The 13,787-nt window shown below is 64.4% G+C and carries 11 protein-coding genes and 1 pseudogene; 5 read left to right on the top strand and 7 right to left on the bottom strand.

Annotated features, from left to right (window positions below; translation table 11 throughout):
- Window positions 1-34: 34 nt before the first annotated feature.
- The 3 genes from B5525_RS24570 to B5525_RS24560 are packed head-to-tail and all read left to right on the top strand — an operon-like array spanning window position 35 to window position 3,472.
- Complete coding sequence (locus tag B5525_RS24570; protein WP_079568310.1) at window positions 35-2,305, top strand: transglycosylase domain-containing protein; 2,271 nt, start codon at window positions 35-37, stop codon at window positions 2,303-2,305.
- Window positions 2,306-2,309: 4 nt separating this feature from the next.
- Window positions 2,310-2,888, top strand: coding sequence for a DUF1214 domain-containing protein (locus B5525_RS24565; protein WP_079568309.1), 579 nt, complete (start codon window positions 2,310-2,312; stop codon window positions 2,886-2,888).
- Window positions 2,885-3,472, top strand: a complete 588-nt coding sequence (locus B5525_RS24560) for a DUF1254 domain-containing protein (RefSeq protein WP_079568308.1) — start codon at window positions 2,885-2,887, stop codon at window positions 3,470-3,472. The genes B5525_RS24565 and B5525_RS24560 overlap by 4 nt, the downstream gene beginning before the upstream one ends.
- A 798-nt stretch (window positions 3,473-4,270) precedes the next feature.
- Here B5525_RS24560 and B5525_RS24555 read toward each other — a convergent pair.
- The 4 genes from B5525_RS24555 to B5525_RS24540 form a co-directional block, all read right to left on the bottom strand.
- Window positions 4,271-4,966 (bottom strand): transposase, encoded by a 696-nt coding sequence (locus B5525_RS24555; protein WP_079568307.1) that lies wholly within the window; start codon window positions 4,964-4,966, stop codon window positions 4,271-4,273.
- 71 nt (window positions 4,967-5,037) lie between these two features.
- Complete coding sequence (locus B5525_RS24550) at window positions 5,038-5,424, bottom strand: ester cyclase (protein ID WP_079568306.1); 387 nt, start codon at window positions 5,422-5,424, stop codon at window positions 5,038-5,040.
- A 107-nt stretch (window positions 5,425-5,531) separates the two neighbouring features.
- Window positions 5,532-6,302 carry a hypothetical protein gene (locus tag B5525_RS24545; RefSeq protein WP_079573741.1) on the bottom strand — a complete coding sequence of 257 codons (771 nt, stop codon included), beginning with the start codon at window positions 6,300-6,302 and terminating at the stop codon, window positions 5,532-5,534.
- Between the two features lie 26 nt (window positions 6,303-6,328).
- The gene (locus tag B5525_RS24540; RefSeq protein WP_079573739.1) at window positions 6,329-6,526 is read right to left on the bottom strand and encodes a hypothetical protein; all 198 of its coding nucleotides are present in this window, start codon (window positions 6,524-6,526) and stop codon (window positions 6,329-6,331) included.
- A 260-nt stretch (window positions 6,527-6,786) separates the two neighbouring features.
- Here B5525_RS24540 and B5525_RS24535 point away from each other — a divergent pair, with 260 nt between their 5' ends.
- Complete coding sequence (locus B5525_RS24535) at window positions 6,787-7,206, top strand: hypothetical protein (RefSeq protein WP_154073405.1); 420 nt, start codon at window positions 6,787-6,789, stop codon at window positions 7,204-7,206.
- Between the two features lie 155 nt (window positions 7,207-7,361).
- Window positions 7,362-8,114: pseudogene (locus tag B5525_RS24530) on the top strand (IS701 family transposase); the annotation flags it as partial.
- Window positions 8,115-8,489: 375 nt separating this feature from the next.
- Here B5525_RS24530 and B5525_RS24525 read toward each other — a convergent pair.
- From B5525_RS24525 to B5525_RS24515, 3 genes are read right to left on the bottom strand one after another with little or no spacing between them, the layout of a single operon-like run.
- Window positions 8,490-9,854 (bottom strand): HlyD family type I secretion periplasmic adaptor subunit, encoded by a 1,365-nt coding sequence (locus B5525_RS24525; RefSeq protein WP_079568304.1) that lies wholly within the window; start codon window positions 9,852-9,854, stop codon window positions 8,490-8,492.
- Window positions 9,855-9,877: 23 nt separating this feature from the next.
- Complete coding sequence (locus B5525_RS24520; protein ID WP_079568303.1) at window positions 9,878-11,698, bottom strand: type I secretion system permease/ATPase; 1,821 nt, start codon at window positions 11,696-11,698, stop codon at window positions 9,878-9,880.
- Between the two features lie 12 nt (window positions 11,699-11,710).
- Window positions 11,711-13,783 carry a hypothetical protein gene (locus B5525_RS24515; protein WP_154073404.1) on the bottom strand — a complete coding sequence of 691 codons (2,073 nt, stop codon included), beginning with the start codon at window positions 13,781-13,783 and terminating at the stop codon, window positions 11,711-11,713.
- Window positions 13,784-13,787: the final 4 nt, after the last annotated feature.

The following is a 13,787-nucleotide window of genomic DNA, read 5'->3' as shown; positions in this document are numbered from 1 at the left end:
TGTTTGAGGGCTTTCGAACTGACCAAGGGCCTCGGTGCGCAAGATCGTGCCAACGGAATGGAAGAGGAAAATCCGGCACTGGATGCTGGATTTCGACGCGCGTATCGACTCCACGCTGTTCTCGACCGGCAAGGGCCTGCGCGAGCTCTATGAGCGCTATTCCACCTTCATGGACCGCTTCTATGTCGGCCGCTGGAAGCGCTGGGTCTTCATCGAGCCCTTGTCGGAAGCCGCCACCATCGGCCTCGGCGGGCTGATCCTGATGCTGGCGCTCGCCATTCCGGCATTCCGCGAAACCGCCGACGACGACTGGCTGAAGAAGTCCGATCTCGCGGTGACCTTCCTCGACCGTTACGGCAATCCGATCGGCAGCCGCGGCATCAAGCACAATGATTCCATCCCGTTGGAGGATTTTCCGGACAATCTGATCAAGGCGACCTTGGCCACCGAGGACCGCCGCTTCTACGACCATTTCGGCATCGACATCGCCGGCACGGCGCGCGCCCTCGTCACCAACGCGCAGGCCGGCGGGGTGCGGCAGGGCGGCTCCTCGATCACCCAGCAGCTCGCCAAGAACCTGTTCCTGAGCAACGAGCGCACCATCGAGCGCAAGGTCAACGAGGCGTTTCTGGCGATCTGGCTCGAGACCCGGCTCACCAAGAACGAGATCCTGAAGCTCTATCTCGACCGCGCTTACATGGGCGGCGGCACCTTCGGCGTCGATGGTGCCGCGCATTTCTACTTCAACAAGTCGGTGCGCGACGTCAATCTGGCGGAGGCCGCGATGCTGGCCGGCCTGTTCAAGGCGCCGACCAAATTCGCGCCCCACATCAACCTGCCCGCCGCCCGCGCCCGCGCCAACGTGGTGCTGGACAATCTGGTCGACGCCGGCTTCATGACCGAGGGCCAGGTGTTCGGCGCCCGGCGCAACCCGGCCACCGCGGTCGACCGCCGCGACGAGAATTCGCCGAACTACTACCTCGACTGGGCGTTCGACGAGATGCGCAGGCTGGTCGACACGTTTCCGAAATCCTACACCGAGCGGGTGTTCGTGGTCCGCACCGCGATCGACATGAACGTGCAGCGGGCGGCGGAAGACGCCATCGAGAACCAGCTCCGCCAGTTCGGCCGCGACTATCACGCCACCCAAGCCGCCACCGTGGTGTCGGATCTCGACGGCGGCATTCGCGCCATGGTCGGCGGCCGCGATTACGGCGCCAGCCAGTTCAACCGCGCCACCGACGCCTACCGTCAGCCCGGCTCGTCGTTCAAGCCCTATGTCTACTCGACCGCGCTGATGAACGGTTTCACGCCTAACTCCATCGTGGTCGACGGCCCGGTCTGCATCGGCAACTGGTGTCCGCAGAATTACGGCCACTCTTATTCCGGCGCGGTGACGCTGACGCAGGCGATCACCCGCTCGATCAACGTGGTTCCCGTCAAACTGTCGATCGCACTCGGCGGCAAGTCACCCAATCCGGCCAAGGTCGGCCGCGCCAAAATCGTGGAAGTCGCGCGCCGCTTCGGCATCAAGGCGCCGCTGCCCGACACGCCGTCGCTGCCGATCGGCGCCGACGAGGTCACGGTGATCGAGCATGCGGTGGCCTATGCGACCTTCCCCAACAAGGGCAAATCGGTGACCCCGCATTCGGTGCTGGAAGTCCGCACCGGCGCCGGCGACCTGGTATGGCGCTGGGACCGCGACGGTCCGAAGCCCAGGCAGGCCATTCCGGCTTCGGTCGCCTCCGACATGGTGGGCATGATGAGCCACGTCGTCAGCGAAGGCACCGCGCGGCGCGCCGCGATGGACGGCATTCCGACCGCGGGCAAGACTGGCACCACCAACGCCTATCGCGATGCCTGGTTCGTCGGCTATACCGGCAACTTCACCTGCGCAGTCTGGTACGGCAATGACGACTATTCGCCGACCAACCGCATGACCGGCGGCTCGCTGCCGGCGCAGACCTGGCACGACATCATGGTCGCGGCCCACCAGGGCGTCGAGGTCAAGGATATCGCCGGTTACCCGGCGGCGGGCAAACCCGCCGCCCCCACTCCCGCGACGATGGCCGCCAACGGCGTTCCAAAAGCTCCCGATATCAAGCCGGGGCCGCCGCCGGTGCTCACCAAGCGCGGCGCCGACATCCTGGTGCAGGTAGAAAAAATGCTCGACGACGCCGCCAAGACCGCGGGCGACCCGGCAAAGCCAGTCAAGCCGGTCTCGTCGACCTCCGTTCCATTCCCGGACAGTTTCGCGGCGGCGACACCGGGCAATGCGGCGACCCCAGCGCCGCGCAAGAATTGACCCGGTGCGGCTGATATTCGTCACCCTGCTGGCGCTCGTCATCGCCACTGCCGTCGGCCTCGGCGCGACATGGATGACCGCGACGCGCGGCACCGATCTCGGCACGCTCACGATCGGCGCCTGGACCGCCCGTCCCAAGACCGGCACCGCCGATGTCGATCCCTATTCGCGCGCCACCATCGCCCGCAGCGGCGAGCTCCCGGTCGGCACCGGCGACGGCGTCGCCTTCTCGGCCACAACTGACGACCGCAAGAAGCCGCTGGACGGGCGCTGCGACGTCATCGTCAGCGGCGTCACGCCGGCGGCGCGGTTCTGGACGCTGACGCTGTACGACCAGAAGGGCCGCCTGGTCGCCAATTCGCTGCAGCGTTACGGCTTCACCAGCCAGGAGATCATCCGCGGCGCCGACGGCGCCTTCGAGATCCGCGTGGCGTCGCGATCGCGCGCCGGAAACTGGCTGCCGACCGGCGGCATCGAGCGTTACGCGCTGATGCTGCGGCTCTACGACACGCCGGTCGGGGTTGCGACGCGAACGCAGCGCGACGCGCCGATGCCCACCATCGCGACGGCGGGGTGCCCATGATCCGCATCCTCTTCACGATCATAGCGGGCGTGCTGCTCGGCGGCATCGTCCACCTCGTGGCCGTGCTGGCGTTGCCGCGGATCGCAACCAACGACGCCTATTCGCGCCTGACGCCGATGACGAAACTCAATGCCGTCACTCCGCTGCCGCTCGCCGATCCGAACAACGCGCCGATGCCGTTCATGGACCCCGCCTTCGCGCTTGCCGTCTGCCGCTATGATTTGTCCGGCGGTTCGATCAAGCTGACGGTGCCGGTGAGCCAGGCCTACACCTCGGTGTCGTTCTACACCCGCAACGAGGTCGCCTATTACGCCATCAACGACCGCTCCGCGGGCAAGAAGGTGATCGAGCTCGATCTGATGACCGAAGCCCAGCACAACGAATTGCCCGAGGACGAGGACGTCACCGCGGCCGACCGCCTGATCATCGATTCCCCGACCGCGACCGGCCTGATCGTGCTGAAGGCGCTGGCGGCGGAGCCCGGCCTGATGCCGCAGGCGCAAGCCTCATTGGCCGCCTCGAGCTGCAAGGTGCAGACCGACGCCCCGGCCAAGCAGGCGGAAGCGCCGCGGGGCAAGCGATAGCGCACAATGCTCGGGTTGATCCTTGCGTGATTAGCCGCGCTACGCTTGCCGCCTCGGCGGGCGAACGCAAACTGATTCAATTTTCAAACAGCCTGACAGCGTCAATGCGAGCCAACGGGTCGCAATGACGGCCTCTGGACATAAGTACAAGTCTCGCGGCGCGATGCGCCCGAGGTTTTGCAAAAACCTTCGCGCCCCAAGAGAGGGCGTGGGGAATGCCGGGTGCCCAGCGCACCCGCAGCCTCGTGTGCGAAGTGGTTAGTTCAAGATGCACACGAGTATTCACAGCGGTCGCACCGGAAATCACCCGGCATCCCCGCACGCAATGGTTTTACGGCTTCCTTCGAGCTCTCCCCGGTGATCGGGCTTTTTTGTCACCGTCGCTTGCGGATGAATCCGCAAACTTGACGCCAGCGTCGAGGCGTCAGGACCACACGACTTCTCCGTCCGCTTTAGCGCTGTTCGTCAAAAGCGCTGCCGCGTCCATCGCATCCAGCCCCGCGTCCGTGACGATCGCGATACGCCCCTCGAGTGGGGTGGATGGCGGGGGGTATAAAGTGATTTGCGATTTCGGAAAACCAGAATATTTTTTCGAATGGGACTGGACAGGTAGAAACAGCTTGATCCGGCTTGGGAAATTAGATTTTACGCGCAAGTCCGTTGGAGGCGCGCACGAAGACCCGCAGCCCGAATCAAGCTAACGGGTTGCGGTGACTCGAGGCGCGCGATGCGGAACATCCGGCAGGATGAAGGCGCGACATGCTATTTAGTGCACTTAATTATCCTCAGCTTCCTGGTTCAGCGTGCGACCTTCTTTGTCGATTTTTCGGTACCGGCATCTGACGGTCTTGGGCCGCGCTTGCCCGGTTTGAGTGCGCGCCCGGTCAGCCGCTCGATGCGGGCGAGAAAGCGATCGCTGCCCAGTGGCCGCCCGATGCTCTCCGCAGCGCGCAGGGGCTCGAACAGGTCCTGTTCGGGCACGGTATCCAGCAGATCGGCGAACCGGGGAAAGCGATCCCTGATCGGCGCCAGCGCCGTCAGGCCGTCGTCCTTGCCGCGCAAATGCGCACGCGTGCTCGACCATCGCCAGTCCTGGGCGCGCTCGACTAGTCGCGCCCGCACCGGGTTGAGCGACACGTAGCGCAGCGCCGCCGCGAGATGGGCCTCGTCCATGGCGACGGCGCCGAAACGGCCCTGCCAGAAATGACCGGTGCGCTTGCGCCGCGCCTGGATGACGCCGGCATAGGCGCGGTGCACGCGCGCCAGCGCGCGGCGCAGCCCGTCCGGATCGGACGGCACCAGGATCAGATGCACGTGGTTCGGCATCAGGCACCAGGCCCAGACATCGACCTTTGCGGCGCGGCAGTTCTCCGCGAGCAGGTCGCGGTACAGCGCATAGTCGTCATCGCCGAAGAACGTCCGCCCGCCGCCATTGCCACGCTGGGTGACGTGGTGCGGGTGACCGGGAAACACGACGCGGGCAAGGCGGGCCATGCGGCATGATGCCGTACCGGAGGCTAGCTGTCAATTGAGTGCACTGTCACCGTAATTCCGTAATTACGTAATTAAAGCTGGGCTTCGATAGCCGCCTTGTCGATCACCGACCACACCTGGTCGATCCTCTCGTTGCGGAATTCGTAGAATACATTTTCGGCAAACGAGACGCGCTTCCCGTTTACAGGGAGGCCAAGGAACGTTCCCCTTGGCGTGCAGTCGAAGCGCAGCCGGCTCGCTATGTAAGGCGGATCGGAAATCAGCAGATCAATGTTGAAACGGAGGTCCGGAATTTCAAGATAGTCCCGCTCCAGCATTTCGCGATAGCCTGACAGCCCGATCGGCCGGCCGTTGTAGTGTACGTCATCACCGACGAACTGTTCCAGCTTCGGCCAATCCTGCCTGTTCAGGCAGGCGATGTAGTCCCGGTAAATGTCGCGGAGGTCGGATTTGATCACGGCAGTTGCCCCGGCCCTTGCTGCGAAGCAGGATGAGATGAAATTCTACGGCCGGGAACAACATCTCAGGAATTGCATCGGTTCCCCGCCGCCATAACACGGCGCGTCTAACCGCGCACGCTCAGCGCCTGCCCCATCACGGGTTGCGCGGCGACCGGCGGGTTCGCGGTCTGGGCGGCGAGTTCGCCGATCAGGCGATCGGCGTCGGCAGCGAGACTGTCGGGGGCCTGCAGCACCAGCCGTTCCAGCGCCCAGCGGTACGAGGAGATTCTGCGCTCCAGGCATTGCTGCACCCACTGCACGATCAGGCTGTTCTCCTGCATGCGGGCGACCGCGTCGGCGCGTTCCCGCGGCGACAGTTCGGAAATGTGCGCCATCGCCGCATTGCGCTTCTTGTCGAGATCGATCACCTGCACCGCCGCGGCGAAGAACGGCTCGAACCTCGTGGTGTCGTCGCGCACGTCTTCCATCAGCTGCGCATAGCGCGAGGTATGGGAGCGGTGCGGCTCGTCGATCAGGGTCCGTCCGTAGGCGGTGCGGTCGAACACCACCTGCTGCCGCCACGGCGACGGCAGCGCGGCGTAGTCGCCGAACACGCTGCGCCAGGCGGGACGCGAATGCGGCGGCTCGATCAGGGGGTAAGCCAGATCGCGCAGCTGCCGTTCAAGGTCAGTGAGCTGGAATTGCGAGGCCCTGAGGCCGACGCTGCCCGTCACCTCGCCGCCGATCCAGCGGTGCATGTCGTCGTTGAGAAAATCCTGGCGGGTGCGGCCCAAATCGCCGCCGCTGCAGCCGCCGAGCGCGGCCGCGACGAGAAATAGCGCCAACGCCGGCGAAGAACGCCGGCTCAGCCGGCTTGTCCGGATCGAAAGGCGCATCGCCGGCATATCGAAATGTCCTGAAATCAGCGGCGGCGGCGGCGACGGCCCGGGGCGGTGCCCTCTTCCGGTCCGCGACCCCCGCTGGTATCGTCGGATTCGCGTTCGATCCGGACCACCGGGAGGATCAGGATGGTTCCCATACCTTCGCGAGGCGCGCCATCCATGGTTGAGCCCAGCCGCCGCGACGCCGCATCCGCCGGAAATTCAATGATGGTGCCCATGTCTAGCTCGTCTCTCTGGTTGCCGCTCAAGCCCGAACCGGCCCGCGACATGCCATCATTAAGATCAGGACGTGGTTAACGGCATCTTAATTTGGCGGCGCGCCTTCCGATTTCACCGCGCCGCCAGGGCCATCGGGACTGTGGCCCGTTGCGGCACGGATTGCCCTGAATATGGCGATCGCTCTTCACAAATTGTTTTCCTTAACGAGCTGTTACTCCTAAGTCATTGATCGCAAAGCTCCGCGGTCCCGGTTTTCGAGGTGAAAATCTACGGAATGGGACTCAAAATCTTTTTTTCGTTTCGATCCACGATCCCGGCCGATGGCCTGATCAGGTCGATCCCGACCACGCTCGCAAGGTTCGAGGCTATCCAGGACGGTAGAGCCTCGGGGTTTGTTTCAGAGGCAACGCTCTTTATCGAATGCCTCAGTTTTGAAGACAAGCTGAGCTACCTCGCGTTGCCGGAACGGACAAAGCGCGTCCCGCTCCAGACCCGAGAGCGGTTGCACGATTCGAAGCAGTCGAGAAAGCCGGAGCGAAATTTCTTCACGCCCCGCTCATCGGGTCAGAAATTTTCATCCAAGGCTTCAGCTGGGCCGGCGACGACGTCTTCAGCGCGGACGAACGGAGTCCGCGATTCTCCGTCTTTTGTCGCCCGCTCGGCGGCCTGGACAAACTGAAGCGTACGGAGAGGCGCTCGATGAGCAATTTCCCTCGATGTTTCAAGGAACGGCGATGAAGGGACCGCTAATCTTACTGAGTCAGAAGGTCGCAGCCGTCGAGGCTGAGAATCAAATAATTGAAGGGATTCAGATTTTGGCACGTGGAGGGCCAGATGAATCTCAAGCACGGCGACGTCAGCGAAGCACGGTTTGCGGCGTATGTTGAGGGGCTTTCGAGCGTTATTGGTCATGCGGACCGGACGGGTCCGCTGCGCGATTATTGCACCGGATTGATGCTGCCTGGCGAACGCAAGAGCGTCGAGCCGATGGCGACGAGGACGGCGCCAGCGCGGACGGCGGCCCAGCATCAGTCGCTGCTGCACTTTGTCGGTGTCGCAACCTGGTCGGACGATAGGGTGCTGGCCAAGGTGCGCAAGATGGTGCTGCCGGCGATGACGAAGGACGGGCCCATCGAGGCCTGGATCATCGATGACACGTCGTTCCCGAAGCAGGGCAAGCACTCGGTCGGCGTGCACCATCAATATTGCGGCCAACTCGGCAAGCAGGCCAATTGCCAGGTGACGGTGTCGTTGTCGATTGCCAACCGCTCCGCCAGCCTGCCAGTGGCCTACCGGCTGTACCTACCGGAGGCTTGGACCAAGGATCGCGCGCGCCGGAAGAAGGCTGGCGTGCCGAAGGACGTCAAGTTCAAGACCAAGCCAGAGATCGCGCTCGAGCAGATCCAGTGGGCGTGCGAAGCGGGCCTGCCGCGCGGCGTCGGATTGATGGACGCGGCCTACGGCAGCGACTCGCGGCTGCGCTCGGGCATGACGGCACTGGGCGTGCTCTACGTGGCCGGCATTTTGCCGAACACCTTGATGTGGCAGTCCGGAGCCGGCCCGCGGAATCTGAAACAGACAAACGGCTAATTCCAGATGCGAACAGCATCCGGCTTATGTCTTGAGCCAGCTGGGAATCGACAATGCGAGTCCCGCTCCTCCGAGGCCGCTCGTCCCTCAATAGCGGACATTCATCATCGGCACCGGCACGTCTGTTTTCTGCCAGAATCGGACGTGGTCAGTTGGACTCGGTCAAATGGTGCCAGCGCGCGTCCAAGGTCCGATTGGAATCTGCGTTACACCCGCTGATCGACCCCCTTCAGGTTTTCGGCGGTGCGCGAGCGCCATAGCGGAAGCATTGATCACCATCGCACAAAAGCAAGTTGCTCGAACCTCGTCAACCACATGCCCCATTGCGGGCACTGGCGGGTGCTCGGCACTAAGACCAGATTGCTCATCCATTCAGGTTTCGCGGAAAGCGCGGGAGAAGCTGTCGAAGACCGGCTTCATCATGTACTCGAAAAACGTACGTTCTCCTGTCTTGATGTAAACGTCGGCGGGCATCCCGGGCGTCGGAATGAATTCAGGCATGCGCCTGAGAATATCGTCTTGGTCCAGGTGCACCCGAACGACATAGAATTCCCGACGCGTGTCACTGTCGGGGCGTGTTTCGGCCTTCATCTGCACTTGCTCCGACAACGCGTCCGCTGACACGTAGATGACGCTCGCCCCGACCATGGGCGTGATGCGCTGGTTGAGCGCCGACAGCCGCACCAGCGCCTCCTGGCCTACGCTAACGTGCGAAATGTCTTTGGGACTCACATGTGCCTCGATGATGCGCTCTTCGCCTATCGGCAGGAGCTCAAGGATCACGGCGCCAGGAGAGACGACGCCGCCCGGCGTATGGAAGTTCTTCTTCACCACGATGCCACGGACGGGCGAACGGACGTCGACCCGGTCGACCACGTCCTGGGCGGCGCGAATCTGCTCCTCCACGTCGTCCAGATCCGTCTCGGTCTCGCGCAGCTCCTTGATTGCATCCCGGAGCGCCGTCGAGTGGAGCTGGGCTATTCTTTCGTTCGCCTGAGCGATCCGCTCCTTCGAATCGGCGATGCGGCCGAGATACTCGCCGAGCTCTCCCCCGAGGCTCGCCTCGGAGCGTCGCAGCGCCAGCACATCCGACTTGCGGACCAACTGCTGGCCAAGAAGCGAAGTCTTGTCCTTCAGCTCTTCGGCGAACAGGGTAATACGCTCTTTGGTGGACTGCACTTGCGCCTGATATCCGCGAATGCTTTCCTCCAGCCCGGCGATTTGCTTCGCAAGTACGCTTTCCTCGGTCGCGAGACTAGCCCGGCGTGCCCACAGCTCGGCACGCTGCCGCTCAAGAATCGCTTTGATTTCCGGATCACGTGCGCTCTCGCCGAGTGCGGCCGGAGTTTCGATTGTCTCCGAAGAGCTCATTTCGGCTTCGAGACGCGCCTTCATGGCGAGCAGTCGATACTTCTTTAAAACCAATCGCCTCAGCTTGGCCTTGGCAGCGGTGTCGTTCATGCGAACGAGGACCTGGTTCGCCTCGACGACATCACCGTCCTTGACCGCAATCTCGCGGATGATGCCGCCCTCAAAGTGCTGGACCAGCTTGTTCTGTCCGGTGGCTACGAACGTGCCCGGGGCGACGACCGCACCGTTCAGTGGAGCGACTCCGGCCCAAACACCGAAACAACCGAGCCAAACGACCAGCGTGGCGAGGCCGGTGAAGATGGGCCATTTGGCGCTCAGCGGAACGCCGCGGTACCACTCGCCGATGCTGTCCTTTTCCGCCCTCATGCTGTCCTCCCGCGCTGTTCACCTCACACGCCCGAGGATTCGATTCGTCGCGGCTGCTCCGGCTTGTCTCCGCCGGCTCCGCCGGGCGACCGAACCAGGCGATGCAGCACGTCGCTCGGAGATCCGAATGCTTCCGCGCGTCCACCCCGCAGGATGAGCACTTTGTCCACGCTGTTCAGCAGCGCCGGGCGCAAAGTTACGACCACTGCGGTAACCCCCCGCTTTTTGGCGCGCTGCAGGGTCTCGGTCAGAGCCTGCTCTCCCGCCGCATCGAGATTCGAGTTGGGCTCGTCGAGGACGACAAGGCACGGATTACCGAAGAAAGCCCGTGCGAGCGCGATGCGCTGCTTCTGTCCTCCTGAGAGCGGCCCGCCGCCGCGGTCGAGCACGGTCTCGTATCCTTGCGCCAGCTGACAGACCATGTCGTGGATGCCCGAGAACATCGCCGCCTCATAGATGCTCGCGTCGGGAAGGTCGTCGCGCATGCGACAGATGTTCTGCTTGATCGTCCCGGGAAATAGCTCGATCTCCTGGGGGAGGTAGCCGGAATATTCCCCGAACTGGCGGCGATCCCAGTTGCGCAGCTCCGTTCCGTCCAGCCTGACCTTACCGGCGGTAGGCACCAAACAGCCCACAAGAATGCGCGCGAGGGTCGACTTGCCCGATCCGGACGGTCCGACAATGGCCAGAGACTCTCCGGGCGCGAGCTCGAGCGACACACCATTGAGCACCGGCTCCTTCGAGCCGGGCGGCAGATACAAGACCCGATCCACGGTCAAGCGCCCTTGCGGTTTGGGCAGGCGCAGCTTTGGCGTCTCGCGCTGGAATGACTCGACCGCCTGCTTGACGCGCGCATAGGCCGATCGCGCCTGAACGCAGCTGCGCCATCCCTCGATCAAGCCCTCGAGCGGCTGCAGGGCGCGGCCGGCAATGATTGAGGCCGCGATCATCATGCCGCCGGTGATCTCGGCATGGAGGGCCAGATAGGCGCCCGTGCCGAGGATCGTGATCTGGGTCACGAGCCGGACGAATTTCGACGCACCGCTGATCCAGAAATTCCGGTCGAGAGCCTGGCTCTGCACCGTCAGGGCCGGCGCCTGCCGGCGACCCCAATGGAGAATGCTCTCGCTCAGCATTCCCATCGCATTGATCACCTGCGAATTTCGCGCCAGCGACTCGGCCGCCGCATCGGCCTCGGCAGCATGCAGACCTGCCTCGCCCAAACGCTCCGAGGTCGCTTTCTGGTTGATCAGTGCTATCAGCGCCAGGGCCAAGCCCGACACGACGGCGATGAAGCCGAGATCTCGGTGAACGAGGAATATGACCCCGAAGTAGAGGGGCGAGAGCGGCGCGTCCATCACCAGAAGCATGACGGGGCTCGAGACGAATCCGCGCACCTGGTGAAGGCTGCGGATTGCCTGGATGGTCCCGCCCTCGCCGGCCCTGGCGTTGTTGATGCTGCTCGCCAGCACTGCGCCGCCGAGCAAAGCCTCCATTTTGGTCGCAAGACGCCCCAGCACCTGCCGACGCAGAATGTCGACGATCGAGAGGATGCCGATGAACGCCAGCGCGAGAGCCGAGAGCATCAGCAGTGTTTCGAGGCTGCGGCTCGTCAGCACGCGGTCGGATATCTGGAACAGGTACATCGGCAAAGTGAGCATCAGCAGATTCACGACCAGCGAAAATGCCGCGACCGCGATCATGTTCGTGCGCGCGACCGAACGCCAGGCGGCCAGCGGGTTGACAGGTCCGACATGATCGCGGGCCTCGCCGCTGGGTGCGACACGAAGCTGATCCGCAGAATGACCGCGCGGCGGATTGCTCAATGTCTCGACGGCCGCCATGTTGGCCCCCCGCTACAGGATGGCATGTCCAAGGTGATCGGTTGGATGAGTCGTATCTATGGTGTCGGGAGGCGGTGGCGTGTGTTGTTGGACGTCTGCACCCACCGGTACCATAGTGTCATGAGCCGATGCGGTGGCGGCCGAAGATACGGCATGCTGCGGGGGAACTGCGATGTCGCTGCTCAGCGTGACGCCGTAGTCGGTATACTGGTTTCCGGTGAACAGAGCATGGGCTGGCGGTGGTGGCGCGTCGTTCAAGGCGATCACGTCGCCTGTGATGGCGGTCGAGTCGACGGGCGCCGCGGCATGCGATACGTCCGTTACGACCCCGGCCGGGGCAGCCGTCGTCGCGGATCCAGGAGCGGTGGCGAGCGCGAGAAGGGTGTCGGCTGGTCCGGGGGCTTGACCGGTGCTCGTGTCCGGCCCGGCCGGCGGCAACAGGTCGGTCACGGGGTTGCTGTGCGAGACCCCGGCGCTGGCGAGCACCGGTTCGGTGGTGTCAACAATCGGCGCCGCACTCGGAAGAGCATCGCTGGCCAAGTTCCCAGTGTCGGCCGGATGTGACACGTCATGGGTCGGCGTGCTCACGGTGTCGGTCGCAGTGGCAAGCACCGGCTGCACGGCCATCTCGGCCGGCGCGATCGTGCCGACCACGTCATGAGTCGGCGTGCCCACGGTGTCGGTCACCGTAGTGAGCACCGGCTGCGCCGCCGCCTCGACCGGCGCGATCGTGCCGACCACGTCATGGGTCGGCGTGCCCATGGTGTCCGTCACCGTCGCGAGCACCGGCTGCACTGCCGCCTCGACCGGCGCGATCGTGCCGACCACGTCATGGGTCGGCGTGCCCATGGTGTCGGTCACCGTCGCGAGCACCGGCTGCACTGCCGCCTCGACCGGCGCGATCGTGCCGACCACGTCATGGGTCGGCGTGCCCATGGTGTCGGTCACCGTCGCGAGCACCGGCTGCACTGCCGCCTCGACCGGCGCGATCGTGCCGACCACGTCATGGGGCGTGCCCACGGTGTCGGTCACCGTCGCGAGCACCGGCTGCACTGCCGCCTCGACCGGCGCGATCGTGCCGACCACGTCATGGGTCGGCGTGCCCACGGTGTCGGTCACCGTCGCGAGCACCGGCTGCACTGCCGCCTCGACCGGCGCGATCGTGCCGACCACGTCATGGGTCGGCGTGCCCATGGTGTCCGTCACCGTCGCGAGCACCGGCTGCACTGCCGCCTCGACCGGCGCGATCGTGCCGACCACGTCATGGGTCGGCGTGCCCATGGTGTCCGTCACCGTCGCGAGCACCGGCTGCACTGCCGCCTCGACCGGCGCGATCGTGCCGACCACGTCATGGGTCGGCGTGCCCATGGTGTCGGTCACCGTCGTGAGCACCGGCTGCGCCGCCGCCTCGACCGGCGCGATCCCTCCCGCCCCGTCATTGCTCAGACTGCCCACGGTTCCAAGCGGGGGAGCGGAGCCGATGATCGCCGGACTGAACGAGTCGCCAAGTGCAATGGACTGAACGGATTCGAGCGTTGACCCGCCCGGGAATGGACTGCTTCCGAACTGGGAATCCGCTGACGGCGAGTTAACGGAGCTATCGTCGATTGAAGTGTGAGCGTCATGGTGGCGGGAATCGGCCTCATCGCCGCCTCCGCCGCCCCCAGCACTCGCGTCGGCGACCGCCTCGCTGCGGGCGGTGCTCGGCTTGGGCGCGTCTTCATGCGGCTGCGCCAGAAGCCCGTTCTGATTGAGCTGGGCCGCCTGCGCATCCGAGGAGGCGGCCGGCCCCTTGGCCTTCTCATCCTCTGCGCCCGGTTTCGAGGGATCACTCGCCGGCGGATCATCGTTCGCAGCCTGCGGCGCCGCGCCTGCCTGAGCGGCTTTCGCGTCCCCCTCCTCGGCCGCCGCGGATTTGAACGTGGCAGCGAAAAACTCTTCCCTGGCAATCAGCGGGGCCATGGCAATGAAGAACGGCCGGGTCAAGAAACTGAAAGAGCCGGTTCGCTTGTCCGCACGCTGCGGCTCGGCTTCGAAGATTTTCCGCTCTTGTTCGAACAGTTCCCGTTTTTCTATCTCGTTCATGATC

Origin of the sequence: Bradyrhizobium erythrophlei, from assembly GCF_900129505.1 — a bacterium.
In the GTDB taxonomy this organism is placed as follows: Bacteria; Pseudomonadota; Alphaproteobacteria; order Rhizobiales; family Xanthobacteraceae; genus Bradyrhizobium; species Bradyrhizobium erythrophlei_D.
The sequence above is the reverse complement of the archived record's forward strand: the minus strand, read 5'-3'. Positions and strand labels throughout refer to the sequence as shown.